This is a genomic window from Stenotrophomonas sp. STEN033, from assembly GCF_056856655.1.
The window spans coordinates 18084-35970 of record NZ_JBXFWM010000013.1 but is presented as its reverse complement, the minus strand read 5'-3'; the positions used below and the strand labels follow the sequence as shown (position 1 = coordinate 35970).

Annotated in this window: 15 protein-coding genes; 14 read left to right on the top strand and 1 reads right to left on the bottom strand. The window is 65.9% G+C overall.

Annotated features, from left to right (window positions below):
* Nucleotides 1–10: 10 nt before the first annotated feature.
* The 14 genes from cpaB (at nucleotide 11) to AC1VXC_RS06555 (ending at nucleotide 16471) form a co-directional block, all read left to right on the top strand.
* Nucleotides 11–1078: a Flp pilus assembly protein CpaB gene (gene cpaB / locus AC1VXC_RS06620; RefSeq protein WP_481538684.1), complete on the top strand. Its 1068-nt coding sequence runs from the start codon at nucleotides 11–13 to the stop codon at nucleotides 1076–1078.
* Between the two features lie 95 nt (nucleotides 1079–1173).
* Complete coding sequence (locus AC1VXC_RS06615) at nucleotides 1174–2406, top strand: type II and III secretion system protein family protein (RefSeq protein ID WP_481538692.1); 1233 nt, start codon at nucleotides 1174–1176, stop codon at nucleotides 2404–2406.
* A 27-nt stretch (nucleotides 2407–2433) separates the two neighbouring features.
* Nucleotides 2434–3684, top strand: coding sequence for a CpaE/TadZ family protein (locus AC1VXC_RS06610; protein WP_313173848.1), 1251 nt, complete (start codon nucleotides 2434–2436; stop codon nucleotides 3682–3684).
* Nucleotides 3685–3686: 2 nt separating this feature from the next.
* The gene (locus AC1VXC_RS06605) at nucleotides 3687–5042 is read left to right on the top strand and encodes a TadA family conjugal transfer-associated ATPase (RefSeq protein WP_481538683.1); all 1356 of its coding nucleotides are present in this window, start codon (nucleotides 3687–3689) and stop codon (nucleotides 5040–5042) included.
* Entirely contained in the window at nucleotides 5039–5953 is a 915-nt protein-coding gene (locus AC1VXC_RS06600; RefSeq protein WP_481538682.1) for a type II secretion system F family protein, read from the top strand. The genes AC1VXC_RS06605 and AC1VXC_RS06600 overlap by 4 nt, the downstream gene beginning before the upstream one ends.
* 37 nt (nucleotides 5954–5990) lie before the next feature.
* Nucleotides 5991–6923: a type II secretion system F family protein gene (locus AC1VXC_RS06595; RefSeq protein WP_313173851.1), complete on the top strand. Its 933-nt coding sequence runs from the start codon at nucleotides 5991–5993 to the stop codon at nucleotides 6921–6923.
* Nucleotides 6923–7759, top strand: a complete 837-nt coding sequence (locus AC1VXC_RS06590; protein ID WP_481538681.1) for a tetratricopeptide repeat protein — start codon at nucleotides 6923–6925, stop codon at nucleotides 7757–7759. The genes AC1VXC_RS06595 and AC1VXC_RS06590 overlap by 1 nt, the downstream gene beginning before the upstream one ends.
* Nucleotides 7756–8154, top strand: a complete 399-nt coding sequence (locus AC1VXC_RS06585) for a DUF3613 domain-containing protein (protein WP_313495455.1) — start codon at nucleotides 7756–7758, stop codon at nucleotides 8152–8154. The genes AC1VXC_RS06590 and AC1VXC_RS06585 overlap by 4 nt, the downstream gene beginning before the upstream one ends.
* Nucleotides 8155–8162: 8 nt before the next feature.
* A complete protein-coding gene (locus tag AC1VXC_RS06580; RefSeq protein ID WP_481538680.1) occupies nucleotides 8163–10322 on the top strand; it encodes a TadG family pilus assembly protein in 2160 nt (719 codons plus the stop codon).
* Between the two features lie 134 nt (nucleotides 10323–10456).
* Nucleotides 10457–11191: a DUF2968 domain-containing protein gene (locus tag AC1VXC_RS06575; protein ID WP_313173855.1), complete on the top strand. Its 735-nt coding sequence runs from the start codon at nucleotides 10457–10459 to the stop codon at nucleotides 11189–11191.
* Between the two features lie 443 nt (nucleotides 11192–11634).
* Complete coding sequence (trxA, locus tag AC1VXC_RS06570; protein ID WP_313173856.1) at nucleotides 11635–12498, top strand: thioredoxin; 864 nt, start codon at nucleotides 11635–11637, stop codon at nucleotides 12496–12498.
* 210 nt (nucleotides 12499–12708) lie between these two features.
* Nucleotides 12709–14313, top strand: a complete 1605-nt coding sequence (locus tag AC1VXC_RS06565; RefSeq protein ID WP_481538679.1) for a FecR family protein — start codon at nucleotides 12709–12711, stop codon at nucleotides 14311–14313.
* Nucleotides 14310–15953 (top strand): CHASE2 domain-containing protein, encoded by a 1644-nt coding sequence (locus tag AC1VXC_RS06560; protein WP_481538678.1) that lies wholly within the window; start codon nucleotides 14310–14312, stop codon nucleotides 15951–15953. The genes AC1VXC_RS06565 and AC1VXC_RS06560 overlap by 4 nt, the downstream gene beginning before the upstream one ends.
* A gap of 56 nt (nucleotides 15954–16009) precedes the next feature.
* Entirely contained in the window at nucleotides 16010–16471 is a 462-nt protein-coding gene (locus tag AC1VXC_RS06555) for a DUF4442 domain-containing protein (protein WP_313173859.1), read from the top strand.
* A 27-nt stretch (nucleotides 16472–16498) separates the two neighbouring features.
* Here AC1VXC_RS06555 and AC1VXC_RS06550 read toward each other — a convergent pair whose 3' ends face one another.
* Nucleotides 16499–17818 (bottom strand): hypothetical protein, encoded by a 1320-nt coding sequence (locus AC1VXC_RS06550; RefSeq protein ID WP_481538677.1) that lies wholly within the window; start codon nucleotides 17816–17818, stop codon nucleotides 16499–16501.
* Between the last annotated feature and the right edge of the window lie 69 nt (nucleotides 17819–17887).

Sequence of the window (17887 nt, the reverse complement as noted above, 5' to 3'; positions counted from 1 at the left end):
GAGCTTCAAGATGCCAAAGGCAATACGCATAGCTGCAATCCTGTTGTTGGCCATCGCCGCACTGCTGATGGTGCTTGCCTTTGGATTGGGCCGCCGGGCACCAGCAGCGGCCGACAGCGCGCACGGCACAGCGACGCTACGCCAACCGCCCAAGCGGCTGATGGTGGTCGCCGGCAAGGAGCTGCCGGCCGGCCAGCCAATTGCCGCCGGTGATCTCACCATCGCCGAAATGGCATTGCCGCCTGCAAACGGCTACACGGTGATCGGCGAAGTGGAAGGACGCACGCCGTCAAGAAACATCGCTGCCGGTGCAATGATCACCAGCGAGCACCTGCTGCAGGGCATTGCAATCGGCATCAAGCCAGGCGAACGCGCGGTGGCGGTTCCGGTCGACGAGCTTGCCGGGGTCAGCAATCGCGTCACGCCCGGTGATTACGTCGATGTCTTCATGAGCCTGCAGGATCCATCGGCGGCAGCCAGCGGCCGCTCCAATACTCAGGCGCGGCTGCTGCTCTCGCGCCTGCAGGTGCTCGGCTACGGCAACGCCGATGTAGGCCAACGGGCGGCCTCCGACGACGCACGGAACAATGACGTCGGCGAGCTGCCACCGGAGCCCGGCAGCCGCGCCGAAACCATCGCCGCCCGCGACAGCCGCAGCAGCGGTGCGAACAATGCCGATGGCGCACAGGCACGCAGTGCGATCCTCGCCGTCCCGGTGCAGGATGCCGGGCGCCTGTTGCTGGCCGCACACAGTGGCAAATTGTTCCTGGCGCTGCGCAACCCCGGCGACACGGGCCTGGCCGACGAAACCATCTTTGCCGCGCCGCCGCCGGTGCTGGCCTTGCGCGGCAATCTGGACGATGCCGCGGCGGAGGCTGCCGCGCGGCCTGAGAACCGTGCCTATGCCGGCATCGACCTGAGTGCGCTGGCAGGCGACGGCAGCCGCTCGACGCCGGCGACCAACGCAAATGCCGCCACCACGGCACCGCAACGGCGGCGTTCGCCACGTCCGGCCGCACGCCAGGGTATCGAGATCATCCGTGGCACGACCCCATCCAACCGTCTGTCTTCGCCATGACCGGGGGCACAATCTTGCACCAGCGTTCTTCCCGCACTGCATCGGTCCTGCTCGCCCTGGCACTTGTTGCGGCGAGCGGCAGCCTGCCGCCGCTGATGCCGCTCGCCCAGGCGCAGACCAGCAGCAGCGTCGTTCTCGAACTCAACGAACAGCGTCCCTGGACCCTACCAGCGGGCGTGGAGCGCATCGCCATCGCCGATCCTTCGATCGCCGATATCACCCGTATCGGCCGCAACAGCGAAGCGTTGCTGGTTGGCAAGTCCGCAGGCAGCACCACCTTGCTGCTGTGGCTGCAGAAGCAGGCTGCGCCATCGCGTATCCGCGTTGAAGTGCGCAACGCGGTGCAAGGCGGCCTGCTGACTGCCAACGGCAACCTGCTCACCGTGCAGGATGGCCAGGCCCTGCTGTCGGGCAGCGCAAGCTCCCTGCTGGAGCATGAAGCCCGTCGCAAGGCCGCCGCCTCCGCCATTGGCGAGAAGGGGGTGATCAGCGACGTCGCGACCATTGCCAGCAGCGGCGTGGTGCAGGTCGAGGTGAAGGTGGTGGAGTTCAACAAAAGCGTGTTGCGTCAGGTTGGCATCAACTTCAAGAACATCAATGGCGGCTTCAGCTACGGCATGACCTCCCCCAGCAGCGGCGGCGATGGTGGTGCGCTTTCGTCGGCCTTCAAGTTGATCGCCAAATCCGTCCCCGGTGCCTGGGAGGCCAATATCGACCTGCTGCAGGCCAACGGCATGGCGCGGGTACTGGCCGAACCGACCCTGGTAGCGCTGTCCGGGCAAAGCGCGAGCTTTCTGGCCGGTGGCGAGCTGCCCATCCTGGAACCGCAGGGACTGGGCACCACCACCGTCAGCTTCAAACCGTTCGGCATTGGTTTGACCGTTACCCCCACGGTGCTGTCCGCCGACCGCATCGCATTGAAGGTGGCGCCGGAAGCCAGTGACCTGGATTACACCCGCGGCATCACCCTGGATGGCACCCAGATCCCGGCCATCTCCACCCGCCGTGCCGACACCACGGTGGAATTGGGCGATGGCGAGAGCTTCGTCATCGGCGGACTGGTCAGCAGCCAACTGTCTTCCAACGTCAACAAGATCCCGCTGCTGGGCGACATTCCGGTGCTTGGCTCGTTCTTCCGCAATCTCAGCTACAAGCGCGAAGACAAGGAGCTGGTGATCGTCGTCACCCCGCGCCTGATCAAGCCGCTGGCGCGTGGCACCGACATTCCCCTGCCCGGCCAACGCGAAGCACAACCGCGCCTTCCGGTCTGGGGCGCATGGCTGCTGCATCCGGCCAGCCCCGACCAACTCCCCGGTTTCTCACGCTGACGTATTCCCATGCCCCCGGTGATGCCATTGCCCCAGACCCAACGCCATGCTGAGCTGAATCTGCTGCTGTACGCACCGGATAACCGCCACATGGCGCGGCTGGGGGCGGCACTGGCGGGGCAGGCCAACCTGCGCTGGGTCGACAGTCGCGAAACCGCGCCGCGGCAACTGCTGGAGGCCGCGGCGGCGTCGGCGTTCGTGCTGCTCGACTACTGCGGTGGCAACGCTGCCTATTCCACCGATCTGGCCCGGCAGCTGCATGCATTGCCTGCTTGCCCGGCGCTGATCGGCTTGGGCACTACCGGTCCGGAACAGGCTGCACACCTGCTGGCGGCGATGCGCGCCGGCGTCTGCGACTTCATCGACATCGACAACAGCACCGCGCAGATGCTGGAGGTATTTGAACGCGTCGCAGCCGTCCCCACCCCCGCGCGCGTGGCAACCACGCCGGAACTGCGCCCGGACGGCCGCCTGATCGTGTTGTTGGGCGTGCGCCCCGGCGTGGGCACCAGCACCCTGGCAACCCATCTGGGAGTGAGTCTGGCCGAACAGAACCCGGTGTCGCCCGATGCTGCCGGCCTGCAGGGTTGGCTGCTGCTGATCGACCTGGGCCAACCCGCTGCCGATGCCGCGCTGTACCTGGGCATGGAAAGCCACTTCAGCTATGAGGAAGCACTGCGCAACGTCGAACGAATGGATCGCACCTTCGCCGGCACGGCCTTTGCACATCACCCCAGCGGCATGGCGCTGCTCGGCATCGCCAGCGGCAGCTTGCTGAAGAAGCACGAGCCGATCACGTTGCTGGACCGCCTGCGCAGCGTTTTCCCGCTGAGCCTGTGCGATGTTGGCGGCCTGCCGGTACAGCTGCTACCCACCACACTGCTCAAAAGCGCCTCCGAGGTCTGGCTGGTCACCGACCAGGCCATCGGCTCACTGGTCTCCCTCGACCAGACCATGCGCGAGCTGGAAAGCCGTGGCCTGCGCGACGAACGCCTGCAACTGATCGTCAACCGCTTCGATCCCAACGGCGGCCTGGCCGATACCCAGATCGCGCAGCGCTTCAACCTGCCGCTGCTGGCCACGCTCCCGGACCGCTCGCGGGTGCTGCGCTCCAACGCAGGACTGGGCCGCCTGTTGACCGATGCGGCCCCGCGCGATCCCTATCTCAAGGCCCTGCAGCCACTGCTGCAGCGGCTGGACCGGCGTCGTCTCGCCCCGTCTCCGACCACCGCACCGGCCTCACCGCTGGCGCGTCTCGCCAATCTGCTGGGTAGATAACAATGGAAGACAAAGTCACCCCCTTGTCCCCCCGCATCGCCGCCGCGGCACTCTCGGTGGAAGCGGCACCGAGCGTGCCGTTCGAGCAGACCGAACAGTTCCAGAGCGTGCTGTCCGCCGCCCATGAGTACTTGCTCAACCATGTCGAGGACCAGCGCGTCGATATCGATTCCTGGTCGCCGGAAACCATCGGCAAGTACGTGCGCACGCAGACCGCCGCCTTCGTCAAGGAATGGAAGATCCCCGTCAACGCACAGGAAATGGAAGCCGTTGCCAGCGCCCTGCACAAGGAGCTGACCGGCTTCGGGCCGCTCGATGACCTGCTGCATGATCCGGAGATCGAGGACATCCTGATCAACGGCTACAAGGACGTGCATGTCTCTGCCGGCGGCATGCTGCGTCGTTCGACCCAGCGCTTCAGCGATGACCGCCACCTGCTGCGCATCCTGCGCCGCATCATCGCCCCGCTCGGCCGGCGCCTGGACGACTCCAACCCGATGGTCGACGCGCGCCTGCCCAATGGCGGCCGCCTCAACGCCATCATCTCGCCGTTGGCCGTCGACGGGCCGATGGTATCGATACGCAAGTTCCGCAAGGACCCGTTCACCCCGGACGAACTGCTCGGCCGTGGCGCGTTCGACAAACCCATGTATGCATTGCTCAACGCGATGGTGCGAGGGCGCTGCAACATCCTGATCTCCGGCGGTACCAGCTCCGGCAAGACATCACTGCTCAATGCACTGGCAACCTTCATCCCGCACAACGAGCGGGTCGTCACCGTGGAGGACACCGCCGAGCTCGCCCTGAACCACCCGCATGTCGTGCGCCTGGAGTCACGCATGGGCGGCTTTGATGGCAGCGGCGCGGTCAGCATCCGCGACCTGGTGCGCAACAGCCTGCGCATGCGTCCGGACCGCATCGTGGTTGGCGAGGTCCGTGGCGCCGAAGTGCTGGAAATGCTGCAGGCAATGAACACTGGTCACGACGGCTCGATGGCTACCGTGCACGCCAACAACGCGCGCGACTGCCTGTACCGGCTGGAAATGCTGGCCGGCTTTGCCGGATTCCAGGGCAGCGAGGACAGCCTGCGCCGGCAGATCGCCAGCGCCATCGATTTCATCGTGCAGATTTCGCGACTGGGCAGTGGCCGCCGGGTGATCGTTTCCATCACCGAGATCACCGGCGTCAGCGACAACGTCATCACCAGCCAGGAGCTGTTCAAGCACGAGGCATGGGTTGACCAGGACAACCGCGAACGTGATCGTTGGACAGGGCTGGGCTTCCATCCGCACTGCCACAAGCTCGAGCCGTTCCGGCAGGAGCTGCGCGAGGCCAACATGGGGAGCTTCTCTTCATGATGGTGCCGCTGCTGCTGGGGAGTGTCGCGCTTGGGCTGGTGGCGGTCGCCATGGTCCTGTGGTGGGGGCTGGCCACCCGTGTGCAGCAGCGCGCCGCCGCCAGCCACGCCGACACCCGGCTGTCGCAGCCCGGCCCACAGCGTGCGGCCGAAGAAGCGCGCAACACCCGCCCCGCCGGCAAGCGCTGGGCCGAGCTGCTGCGTCGTGCCGGCCTGACGGACACACCGCGCACGCTGCTGATGCTCGCCTTGCCCGCCATCGGCCTTCCCATCGCGGCCGGCCTGCGCCTGGGCAGCGCCTGGTTCGGGGTCTTTGTGCTGGCGCTCTACCTGCTGGGCGTGGCGCTATGGCTGTACCGGCGCATCGACAAGATCCAGCAACGGCTGGTCGCGCAGATGCCGGACTTCCTGGAGAACATGGTGCGCATGGCCGGCATCGGCAACAGCCTGTCGATGGCATTCCAGAGCGCTACCCAGAACGTCGATCCACCGTTGCGCCCCATCCTCGACAACGCGCTGACCTATACCCGCGCGGGCATGGACCTGGACCGCGCCCTGCAGCACGCCGCGCAGGCCTATCGGCTGCGTCCGCTGGAAATGCTGGCAGTGATCCTCGGTACCAGCATCCGCATCGGTGGCCGCAGCGACCAGATCCTGCAACGCATGAGTGATTTCATGCGCGACCTGGAGGAAGTCCAGCGCGAACTGCAGGCCACAACCTCCGAGACCCGGATGTCGGCCTGGGTATTGGCCCTGCTACCGGTGGGCGCAGCACTGTCGATGGCGCTGATGAGCCCGGATTTCTTCCAGCCCATGTTCCATGAGCCACTCGGCAAGAAGATCCTGCTGATCGCAGTGCTGCTGGAGCTGTTTGGCGGTTTCCTGCTGTACCGGCTGGCCAAATCGCTATGACGGCGCGCACGTCCTCCTCCCTTCGCAGGAGCGCAGCATGAATCTGCTGTTGACCATCGCCATGATGCTGGTCGTGCTGGCCCTGGTATTGGCGGCGGCCGGCCTGCTCTATCGCGGGCGGCGCAGCCAGCAGGCCGGTGCGGCCTTGCAGAGCGCGCTGGACACTGCCCAGCATGTGGAACCGCACAATGCGCCGAAGATCGGCTGGTGGCGGCAGCGTCTGGCCGATCTTGCCGCCATTGGCCAGCACTTCGATGGCAGCCGCTTGCAGAAAGCCTTGTTGGCGCCGGAGGACAGACTGCTGCTGGAACAGGTGGGCTGGAACCACAACACCGGCACTGCCGCCTTTCTCGCCACCCGACTGTTGCTGGCCGTGCTGATGCCCTTCATCGCCGTGCTGGTGCTGCAGCCGCACGGCGGCGATACCCTGATCGTCCTGCTGGTCGGCTTTGCCCTGGGCATCCTGTTGCCGAAACTGCTGCTGCGCAGCTGGGCTGCGCGCCTGCGCAGGAAAGTGGACGAAGAACTGCCCTTGCTGATCGACCTGCTGCGGCTGCTGCAGGGCGTGGGCTTCAGCATCGACCAGAGCCTGCAGATGGTCGCAGAGAAACTGCATATCGCCATTCCCGTGCTGGGCCGCGAACTGCAGCTGGCCAATGCCGGCTACAGCCGCGGCCGCAGTCGCGCGCAATCGCTGCGGCGCCTGTCCGAGTCGTTCGACAACGACGACCTGCGCAGCCTGATACAGATGATATTGCAGGTGCACCAGCATGGCGGCGCGGTGCAGGAACCGCTCAAGCAGTTCGGCATGCGCCTGCGCGAGCAGCGCCGCATGAAGATGAAGGAGAAGGTCGGCAAGCTTTCGGTGAAGATGACCGTGGTGATGATGGTCACCTTGCTGCCGGCGTTGATGTTGGTACTGGCCGGGCCGGCGATCATCTCGCTGGCCGCCGCGATCAAGGGGATGTGATGAAGATCGGTGCGTCGAAAGCCAAGACGGTGCTGCTGATTGTGCTGTTTCCTGCGCTGCTGGCCGGCTGCGGTGGCAAGCATGCCGCCTACCGGCAAGCTCCCGTGGAACCGGCCCTGGTGGAGGCTCCCCAGGATGACCGCGGCATGTACCTGGGGCTGCTCAGGCAGATGCAACAGCAAGGCGCCTACTACGCCTCGCTGGCGCATATCGATGCCTTCCGGCAACGCTTCGGCGACAGTCCGGAACTGCGCATCCTGCAAGCCAACGCACTGCGCGAAACCGGCGATCGCAACACGGCCGGCAACATCTATCGCGGCCTGACCAAAGGCGCCCAGGCCGCACCGGCCTGGCATGGGCTTGGCCTGATCGCGGCCGACGCGCGTGACCACGACGGCGCGCGCCTTGCACTGGAAAGCGCCGTGCGTGCCGATCCGCTCAACATCGCCTATCTGGGCGATCTTGGCTTCGCGCTGCTGCAGGCTGGCCAGTTCGAACAGGCGCGTGCACCACTGGCAAAAGCGGCGGAGCTCGCACCGGAAAACATCCGCGCCATCTCCAACCTAGCCCTGTGGGCAATGCTGTCAGGGCAGCATGCGACGGCCGAGAGCATGATCCAGCGCGCCGACCTGCCGCAGTCGGCACGAAGCGAAATCTACCGCCTGGCACACACCTTGAGACAGGCAGCCGCCGCCAGCAATGCCAACGCAGTCAACAACACCACTGCCCTGGCCGTGCAACCACCTGGCAGCAGCACGCAGCGGCCCCGTCCGCCGGGCTCGATGCTTGATCGCTTCAACCCCACGACGGCCACTTTGCAGGAGGCAACGCCATGAACCGAACTGTTCGCCTCCCCTGCACATGGCTGCTGGGCATGCTCGGCATCTGCGCATCGGCGCAGGCACAGCATGCGCCGTTGATCGAACGCATGGCGGATCCAGATCCGGCCACTACTTCCGCTACTGCAACGGACGCGCCGAACACCGTCGCGGACAGCCGCGCCGCCGCCACGCGCCAACGCACCTACCTGCCCCGTTCGCAGGTAGGTGACACCACCCGCAGCCTGCTGCAGCTGCAGGCCGACAGCGGTCGTCCCGGCAATGCCCTGCCGATGCTTGGTGAAGCCGCCAGCCGCAGCTACCAGCGTTATCTCGACAGTTTCAGCCATCCCATCCCCGAGTACTTCGAAGCCGCACTCCCCGATCCCAAGCAAGGCGGCAGTAGCCGCTGAGGCCAACCATGTACAGCCCGCGCCTGTCTTCGCCCCCGCCCGCACGCGCGCCAAGCGATCCCCGCCACAGCGCGCGGCAGCGTGGGGGCGCCGGCCTGCCGATGATGTTGTTGCTGCTCGGCCTGGTGGTGATCCTCGGGCTGGTCGAGGTCGGCTATCTGTACTGGAGCAAACGCGATGTACAGAAGACCGCCGACCTGGCAGCACTGGCGGGCGCGCAGCGGCTTGAGCTGTGCACTACCGATTACAAGGACAACCTGGCAGCGCGCAGCAACGCGGTGACCGACAACCAGTTCTCCGGCCAGCTGGCGATCAACTGCGGCTATTGGGGGGCCGAGTTGGCGCCCGGCGCGCGCTTTGTAGCGGTCGCCAGCAGCCGTCCCTTGAACGCCGTGCAGGTCACCGCCTCGCGGCAGGCGATACCGCTGCTGGGGCAGTTCACTTCACTGCCCCGCGTCAATGCCACTGCTGTGGCCAAGCGCATTTCACCGCAAGCGGCCTTCAGCGTTGGTTCGCGCCTGCTCAACACCAACAGCAATGCACCCTTGCAGGGAATACTGCGCCTGGTCGGGGTCGACCTTACCCAGACCCAGATCGCCAGTTACCAGGGCCTGGCCAACGTCAAGATCACCCCGCGCGGATTGCTGCAGGCATTGGGCATCCCGGTCGCCACGGACCTCAATGTCGGTGAATTGAACACTCTGCTGGCGGCCAACAAAGTGTCGGTGGGCAGGCTGCTGGAGGTGATGGCCAACCTGGCCAGCCAACAGGGACTGGCCGCGGTTGATCTGCGCCTGCTGCAGCAGAAACTGCTCGACAAGGGCATCAGCGGCCTGCTGCTGCAACTGGGCTCCAACGCCACCAGCAGCGGTCTGTTCGCGCAGATAGCCGGCGGCAGCGACGCCGCCAATGGCGCACTGGATGTGGACCTCAATGCGCTGGATCTACTGGGCACCAGCATCTCCATTGCCAATGCGAAGCACGCTGTCGCGGTGCCGCAGCTGGATCTGCTGGGCCTCAGCGCCAAGGCCAGCATCGTCGAACCGGCCTCGATCGGCATCGGCCCGGTTGGCACCACCGCCTATAACAGCCAGGTCCGGCTGTTTCTGGATATCGACTCCGAGCGGATCCCCGCGCTGGGTCCGATCCTGACCTGGCTGGGCACACGCATCCGCTTGCCCACCTATATCGATGTGATCGACGGTTTCGGCCGGCTCACCGCCATCGATTGCGCCAGCCAACCGGCAACAGCCACCATCGATGTCACCAGCGCCATCGCCAATGTGTGCATCGGCAAGGCAACCACTCCCTGGGACTCCACCCGCGAGTTGTGCCGAACCGGCCTGGGCAGTGAGACCCTGGTCAGCCTGCTCGGCCGCGACGTACTCAACAAGAAGGTCACGCTGGAAGCCTTGTCGCAACGTGAGTCGTTGCGACTGAGCGCCAGTGAGACCGGCACGGTCAAGCCCAATGACCTGAAGATAGGCAAGCTGGTCGACGATCTGCTCAAGGAGCTGCTGGACACCCTGGGCGCATTGTTCGCCTCGCAAGGCGACAACAATGACGTCGCCAAGCAGTTGGCCACCCAGTACCTGGAGGCCACCAAGGTCAACGGCCTCTACAATCCCGCCAAGGTCGTGCAGGCCTTGCAGAACGGCCAGCAGAACGCGGCCAGCCAGGTCAACCTGCCGGCACTCGGCGACTGGACCACCGATATCCCCGGTTGCAAATACGTCGTGCTGGTCTGCATGCCCGCCAAGGTACCGGGTAGCGTCTGGGAGGGTTTCAAGCGCGAGACCGGGATCAGCGACATCAGTCTGGTCGGAGGCCTGCTGGATGCCTTGGGCCTGACCGCCTGCGATGGCCTGATCAATGGACTGCTGCGTTACAACGACTGCGTGCGCGATGCCTTGGTCAAATACCTGCAGACCAAGCCCGGCGGACTCAGTGGTGCCGGCGGCTACAACCCGACCACGGGTACGGGCAGTTGCAGCAGTGGGCTGTGCCTGTTGCTCAAGCCCGTGGTTGATGGCTTCCTGCGCCCCTTGCTGGACGGGGTTGGCAAGCTGCTCAGGGACGTGCTTTCGGAAGTGCTTGGCCTGCAGTTGGGTCGCACCGACGTACATATGCAATCCATCCAGTGCGGCCGCAGCCAACTGGTCGAATGAGTTCCTTCCGAAACCGTGCAGACGCCCACGCCACGGGGCTTTCCAGCGCCGGAGCGCATGCTATGCTCAGCCGCGTACAGTGTGCATTCATGAATTGCGATAGCCATCGCAGTTCGGGGGAGTTACGAGGACTTATGACAAGGATCGAGATGCTTCCGAGCCGGCTTGCGTGTGCACTGCTGCTTGTAGTCGGCCTGCTGGCGGCACCTGCCGCGATGGCCGGGCGTTGGCAACGTGGTGAGGCCGAGGTACCGGCTGCCCCCGCCAACAGCGAGGACAGCGCGGTCGGCAATACCGTCGCCGAGCTGAAACGGCTGATGGGCAACCAGGAGCTTACCGAGCTGCGCACCACCTATAACGGCAATTACGGTGCCAGCCTGCTGTTCCATGCAGACTCCCTGAACTACTACGTCGCGCTGTTCCACGAGAAGGAGTTCTGGCGGGTGATCCGCACCGAATCGGTGGAAAACGCCGAAACGCTTTACCTCACCTTCGCCGACCAGACCAAGCAATTGGCGCAGGTCTATCTGGACACCATCCGCCTGCAGGCCGGCAAGGCCTACAGTGAGAAGCTGGTGGCCATGAACGAGCGCCGCCTGCGCGGGTTGCAGCAGGAAGTGGAACAACAGCGCCAGCAGTCGCTGCAGGTCAGCAACGCCTTGCAGGAGCGCAAGCAGCAGGCGGTGGCATTGAGCTCGGACCTGCGCGCCACCAATACCCAGTTGGAAGCCCTGAACCAGCAGATCAAGGCCTTGCAGGCGCAGCAGGTCAATCCTGAGTTGACCCTGCCAGCCACGCCCGCCGTTGCCCCGGTGACCGCGGCCACCCCGGTGATCCACACGCCCCAGGAACCAGCCAGCAACCCCTGAGGTCCTGGCTTCAGCGCAAAAACGCGAACGCCGCCTTCCTTCGGGAAAGGCGGCGTTTTTGTAGTGCCGAGCCATGCTCGGCAAGGGCTTGCCCAGCAACGCATCAGCCCCGGATCACCCGCAGGAGCAGTGCAGGCGGGCCTCGGGCCATAAGCTGCGAAGCCACCACGGCATCAGCCCGCGAAGAGCATACCCCTCCCCAACCCTCCCCTTCGCTGCGCGAAAGAGAGGGAGCAACGCAAAGTGCGGAGCTGTGCGCCGCAAGGGATTGCCCGGGAAAACCCCTGCCGGGCATGGCTCGGCACTACGGGCACTGTCGGTGAAATCCAGTACCTGACGCCCTGACGCCCGCGCCTGCTATTTGCCCTGCCAGCCCCCACAGAACTTGAGAACCCGCCCAGCCGTCGCCATAAAGGAAGTTCCTGACAGCAACGTAGCCAGCCATGAGCGATCTTCCCCACGTATTCGAGGCCACCACCGAAACCTTCGAAGCCGAAGTCCTGCAGAAATCCATGCAGACCCCGGTGTTGGTCGATTTCTGGGCGACCTGGTGCGGGCCGTGCAAGAGCCTGGGCCCGATCCTGGAGAAGCTGGCGGGCGAGTACAACGGTGCCTTCGAACTGGCCAAGGTCGATGTGGACAAGGAGCAGCAGATCGCTGCGGCCTTCCAGATCCGCTCCGTACCCACTGTCTTCCTGATCAAGGACGGGCAGATCGTTGATGGCTTCCCCGGCGCGATGCCTGAGGGTCAGCTCCGCGAATTCCTGACCCAGCACGGCGTCAGCCCTGCCGAGGCGGATGCTGCCATCGAGGACGAAGCCCAGGCCTTGCCGTTGGACCCGGCCGCCGAAGTTGCCGCCTTGCGCGAGGCCATCGCTGCCGAGCCGGACAAGGCCGAGCTCAAGCTGGACCTTGCCTTGGCCCTGCTCAAGACCGGCGCCACCAGTGAAGCCGGTGCACTGCTTGACGGCCTGCCGGCCAACCTCGCGACTGACGACCGTGCCATCCGCGCACGCGCCCGTCTGGATTTCGCCGCCGCCCTGCAGGACGCACCTGCCAGCGAGGCGCTGGCGGCCCGCCTGCAGGCCGACGGCAATGATCTGGAAGCACGCTACCTGCTCGGCATCCATCATCTGCTCGCCGGTGCCGACGAAGCCGCGTTGGAGCAGTTCATCGAGATGCTGCGCATCGACCGCAGCTTCCGCGACAGCCTGCCGAAGAAGGCACTGATCGATGCGTTCCGCGTCATCGAAGACGAGGACCTGGTGGGCCGCTACCGCCGCAAGATGTCTTCGCTACTGTTTTAACTTAACGCCAGACAGTTCAATTCGCGTGTCAATTGCACGAAAATTGACAGCCCATCGTGGATGATCGCGCCGTGGCCCTTGCCACGGCAGCCCGGATCACCAAACGATGAAGCCGCAATCAGCACGATGCCAGCGTAACGGACACGCGTTTTTGGAGCCCAAGTGGCCGTGAGAAACATCGACGTTCGCCCCTCCCTTGTGCAGCTGCTGGTGGCTGCAGTTCTGCTGTGTTGGGCAACATTTGCCAGTGCCCAGGATTGGACCTATCGCGCCCGCCCCGGCGACACCTTGTGGGACCTGGGTGCGCGTTACCTGAAAGCCAATGTGCCATGGCAGCAACTGCAGGCGCATAACCGGATCAGCGACCCTTACCGGCTCGCGCCCGGCCTGACCCTGCGTTTCCCCATCGCCTGGTTGCGCGTGCAACCGGCTCCGGCACGGGTAGTTGCATTGCGCGGCCCGGTCCAGGTCAGCGACCCGGTCAACGGCACCCGCCCCTTGCAGGCCGACATGCTCTTGCCTATCGGCAGCCAGCTGCAGACCGGAGACGATGCCAGCGTCACCCTCAGCTTTGCCGACGATTCACGCCTGCAACTGCGCGAGAACTCGCTGCTGCAGCTGGACCAGCTCAGCAGCTACGGTGCCACCGGCATGGTCGACACCCGCATGCGGCTGCAGCGCGGGCGCAGCAGCAACCAGGTGACACCTGCGCGCGGCCCGGCATCGCGTTACATCATCACTGCACCCACCGCGACCAGCAGCGTGCGCGGCACCTTGTTCCGGGTGAATGCCGGTGACGAAGACAGTGCAGCGACCACCGAAGTCGTCGAAGGCCGTGTCCAGGTGGGCAACCGGGCCGGCAAGCGACTGATCAACGCCGGCCATGCGACGCTGATCCCGGCACCCGGCACAGCGCCCGCAGCGGCACGCCCGCTGCTGCCACCGCCGCAGCTGATGGAGGCACAACTGCGCCTGCAGTCCCTGCCGTTGCTGGCGGCCTGGCAGCCAATGGATGCGGCGCGAGGCTACCGGGTGGAAGTCGTACCCGCGGCAACACCGGACATTCTGCTGTTCGCCCGCGAAGTGAGCACGCCGCAGATCCGGATCGACAACCTGCCTCCGGGTCAGCTGCGCCTGCTGGTAAGGGCGATCGACGCCGACGAGGTTGAAGGGCTGGACGCCGCACGCGATTTTTCCGTGCCCGACGGCCTGCCTGCGCCATTGACGATTGCCCCGTTGCACGGGCAGACCGTGCATCAGCTGCAGCCACGCTTCCAATGGGCCAAGGTTGCCGGCGCCACCGGCACCGTCCTGCAGATCGCCGACAACGCCGACTTCCGCAACCCCCTGCTCGAACAGCAGACCAGCACCCAGCACCTGCGCATTGGCAGCCCCTTACCGGCTGGCAGCTATTTCTGGCGGCTGGCCTCGATCGACGGTGACAGCGCGCCGGGCCGCTATGGCCAGGCGCTGCCGCTGCAGCTCAGCGATGCGCCCGCGACCACGCCACTGGATTCGGCAAAGGACAGCAAGGGCCGGCTTACCCTGCGCTGGCCAGCCGACGCTGCCGCCGAACGCTATCGCGTACAGGTCTCGCGCAAGGCAGACTTCTCACGACTGCTGCTGGATGAGCACGTGGATACACCGGAAGTCGCATTCAAGCAGCCTTGGCGCGGCGGCACCCTGCACGTCCGTGTGCAGGCCATCGAGGAGGATGGCTATGCCGGCGCGTTCTCGGCGCCACAGCAGATCCAGCTGCGCTGCCGGCTCTGCTATGGGGTCGGCGCAGGTGTCTTGCTGCTGCTCGCCTTATGAGGCCACTGCGTCCACGCTGGCGGGTCCGCCTGCTGTTCGTGCTCGGCTGCGCCCTGCTGGTCGGATGGCTCAGCCATGCACGGGTGTTCTGGCAGCAGGACGTAGCCAGCTATGACCTGCTGGTTGGTGACTGGGGCTACCCGCCCGATCCGCGGCTGGCGATCATCGCCATCGATGACCGCAGCCTGCAGCAACTGGGGCAATGGCCCTGGCCACGCAGCACGCACGCGGCGCTGCTGGATCGCCTGCATCAGGCCGGCGTGGCGCGCGTCGCGCTGGACCTGATGCTGCCTGAAGCCGACCGCAAGGACCCCGGCCAGGACGCTGCCTTGGCCGCGGCCATTGCCCGCAATGGCCGGGTGGTGCTACCGGTGTTGGCCGCACCGGCCAGCGACGAGGCCGTTCCCGAGGAACTGCTGCCGGTGCCGGCCATCGCCCAGGCAGCCGCCGCGCTGGCGCATACCGACATCGAAGTCGATGGCGATGGGGTTGCGCGCGGGGCTTACCTCAGGGCCGGCATCGGATCACCGCATTGGCCGGCACTGGGCGCAGCGCTGGCCGGCATCAACGACCCACTGCCTGGCATGGCCGATGACAGCCCGCGCGCCAGCTCCCCGTATCAATGGCATCGCGACCACTATGTAAGGCTGCGCTATGCCGGACCGCCCGGCAGCTTTCCGCAGATGTCCTACATCGATGTGTTGGAAGGCCGCATATCCCCTGACCTGTTGAAGGACCGTTTGGTCATCGTCGGCATGACCGCCAGCGGCATCGCCCCGCGTCTGCTCACCCCGACCTCGCGCGACAACTGGATGAGCGGGAGCGAGTACCAGGCCAACGTGGCCGCGATGCTGTTGGCCGGCAATGCCATTCGCCCCCTGCCGCCGCTCCTGCAGACCACGATCACCGTGGCGCTGGTGATACTGGGTGCGCTGGGCATCACCTCCCGCATCCGCCAACGCTGGCTGCTCGGCGCGCTTGCCATTCCGACCCCGCTGTTGCTCAGCCTGGCTCTGCTGCATGCCAACAGCCTGTGGTTTGCCCCGATAGCGGCGAGCTTCGGCCTCATTGGCATGCTGTTGTTCTGGACGCTGTGGCAGATGCGCTACTGGCGTCACCAGGCCAACCGTGACCCGCTCACCGGCCTGGCCAACCGCATGCGCTTCGAGGAAACGCTGCGCCGCGAAACCGATGCCGCGCGCCGCAGTGGCCGGCCGCTGACCTTGCTGCTGATCGACGTGGATCACTTCAAACGTTGCAATGACAGCCACGGGCATTACGTCGGTGATCGCCTGCTGCGTTATCTGGGCCGCACCATCGAGGACATGGCGCGGCGGCCGCGCGACCTGGCCGCACGCTTTGGCGGCGACGAGTTCGCCATGATCCTGCCCGATACGCCTCCTGCCGGTGCCGAGCAACGGGTGCAGACCCTGATCAACCAGGTGCGCCAGCTCAGCATCCCGGTCGACAAGGCCCACCACAGCAAGACCGGGACCACCGTCACCATCGGCGTATGTACCGTGCTACCCGGTCCGGATGATGGCCCCGCGCGCCTGTTCGAGGCCGCCGATGCCGCCCTCTACCAGGCCAAGCAGGCCGGCCGCGATGGCTACCGGATCGCTCCGCCCTGGCCGAACTGAATCTTCCATACGCATGCGAATGCTAGACTCCGGTTCCCCGTCCGTCTGCACGCACAATGAAAGCCAGCCTGTTCCGCCGCGGCATCAACCTGTGGCCGCCCTTCCTGTTCGCCGGCATCCACGTGACCGACATCAGCGCCGACTACCGCTACGTGCGGGTCGAACTGCGGCAGCGGCCGTGGAACGTGAACTACGTGCGCACCCATTTCGGCGGCAGCCTGTTTGCCATGACCGATCCGTTCTGGATGCTGTGCCTGCTGCAGAACATGGGCAGCCGCTATTTCGTCTGGGACAAGGCCGGCAGCATCGACTTCCTCAAGCCGGGCCGCGGCGTGGTCTGGACCGAGTTCCGGCTCGACGACGCCACCCTGGAGGAGGTACGCGCCGCCACCGCCAACGGCGACAAATACCTGCACTGGTTCCAGAACGACGTGCTTGATGCCAGTGGCGAGGTGGTCGCGCGGGTGCGCAAGCAGGTCTATGTGCGCCTGAAACCCGACGCGCGCAGTCCGGGCTGACTGCCCGGGCCGTCTGCTCCTTCCGTCTCAGTCCGGCAACCGGCTGGCCGGTAACGGCAGGCCCAGCCAATCATCACTGCCGGGCTTGCCGTACAAGGCAACCCGCAATTGCTGGCCATCCGCGTCCAGTTGCAGCGGCCGCAGTTGCCCGCGCAGGCGCAGCGGCATTGCCGCCAGGCTCTCGGCGGTCGGACCTTGCGGGTGCGCCCGGAGCCACAGCAATGCCTCCGCCGCACGCAGGCTCGCGCCGGCGTCCTGCAGCCGTGTCGCGTAGCCGTCATAGGCCGGACTCGCGATGTCGGCCAGGATGCACCCCATTGCATTGGCCGCACATTCCAGTCGCCACAGCGAACGCGGCGGCGGTACCGGCCAACGCTGCGCCTGATCGGCGGCCAATGCCTGCGTGCTCGCCGGCAGGCACGCCCCCTGCAGGCGCTGGGCCATCGCTGCGCGGTATTTGCGCGCATCCCATACCAGCATGGCCATTGGCTGGCGTGGATCCGGTCCGCCACTGCTGACCATCTGGAACTCACCCCGCATAGCCGTACACATGCTCAGCTCGGCCGGCGCCGCTGCCGTGAACACGTCCTTGCAGGCCTCGGGCAAGGCGTGATCAAGCGGCAGCTCCGCCAGCACCTCGGCCAACAGGCGGACGTTGCCCTGGACCATGCCGGCCCCCAGTACCGTCGGCACCAATCCATCACTGTGCGACATCAACATCCTGCCGGTACGGGCGTCATTGCAGATACCCGCCAAGGCCGCATCGCTATGCCCCTGCACATGGGCCAAGGCATGCGCGGCACTTGACCGCTGCAGCAGGCCCCAGCGTGGCAGCGGTGCGTGGGCGTCGGCAACGAAAGGGCTTTGATAGCGGTCGTAGCGCGACAACGCCGCGATCCGCGTCAGCAGGCCCTGTTGCGATTGCAGCGCCTGCGCCAACGCAAGTGGTGCCGCGCGCACCTGCGGCAGGCAGTCGGCGCCACGCCAACTGCAGACCACGGCCATGTCAGGCACTTCGGGGTAACGCCCCTGCGCCGCGCGCGTTATCGCCGGCTCCCAGTCATCCTCGCCACCGGCATCGCCGGCTGGGGTCCGCGCAGCCTCGGCAATCCGCCGTCCGTCTTCGGCGATCAAGGCAGGCCTGGCGGCGTCCGGCACGTCGTCGAAGTCGAGCAACCAGACCATCTCGAAGGCATTGGCGCCCGGCAACCGCGCTGGCTGCTCCATCAGCTCCAACGCCTGTTGCTGCACCCTGGGCAGTGGCATCCACCGCGACACCAACCACACCAGCACCGCCGTGACCAGCACCAGCAGGGCGGCGATCACGAACCATCGCAGCAACTTCAACACAGCGTTCTCCCGATGTTCCGTTGCAGCTGAACCGCGGCAGCTTAACCGGCAGCTGCATCCCGCTAC

What these genes read in the sequence shown, in the direction of transcription:
- AC1VXC_RS06585 (WP_313495455.1), top strand. Translation starts at nt 7,756, where the DNA reads ATGAACCGAACTGTTCGCCTCCCCTGCACATGGCTGCTGGGCATGCTC.
- trxA (WP_313173856.1), top strand. Translation starts at nt 11,635, where the DNA reads ATGAGCGATCTTCCCCACGTATTCGAGGCCACCACCGAAACCTTCGAA.
- AC1VXC_RS06595 (WP_313173851.1), top strand. Translation starts at nt 5,991, where the DNA reads ATGAATCTGCTGTTGACCATCGCCATGATGCTGGTCGTGCTGGCCCTG.
- AC1VXC_RS06580 (WP_481538680.1), top strand. Translation starts at nt 8,163, where the DNA reads ATGTACAGCCCGCGCCTGTCTTCGCCCCCGCCCGCACGCGCGCCAAGC.
- AC1VXC_RS06575 (WP_313173855.1), top strand. Translation starts at nt 10,457, where the DNA reads ATGACAAGGATCGAGATGCTTCCGAGCCGGCTTGCGTGTGCACTGCTG.
- AC1VXC_RS06555 (WP_313173859.1), top strand. Translation starts at nt 16,010, where the DNA reads ATGAAAGCCAGCCTGTTCCGCCGCGGCATCAACCTGTGGCCGCCCTTC.
- cpaB (WP_481538684.1), top strand. Translation starts at nt 11, where the DNA reads ATGCCAAAGGCAATACGCATAGCTGCAATCCTGTTGTTGGCCATCGCC.
- AC1VXC_RS06605 (WP_481538683.1), top strand. Translation starts at nt 3,687, where the DNA reads ATGGAAGACAAAGTCACCCCCTTGTCCCCCCGCATCGCCGCCGCGGCA.
- AC1VXC_RS06615 (WP_481538692.1), top strand. Translation starts at nt 1,174, where the DNA reads ATGCCGCTCGCCCAGGCGCAGACCAGCAGCAGCGTCGTTCTCGAACTC.
- AC1VXC_RS06600 (WP_481538682.1), top strand. Translation starts at nt 5,039, where the DNA reads ATGATGGTGCCGCTGCTGCTGGGGAGTGTCGCGCTTGGGCTGGTGGCG.
- AC1VXC_RS06560 (WP_481538678.1), top strand. Translation starts at nt 14,310, where the DNA reads ATGAGGCCACTGCGTCCACGCTGGCGGGTCCGCCTGCTGTTCGTGCTC.
- AC1VXC_RS06590 (WP_481538681.1), top strand. Translation starts at nt 6,923, where the DNA reads ATGAAGATCGGTGCGTCGAAAGCCAAGACGGTGCTGCTGATTGTGCTG.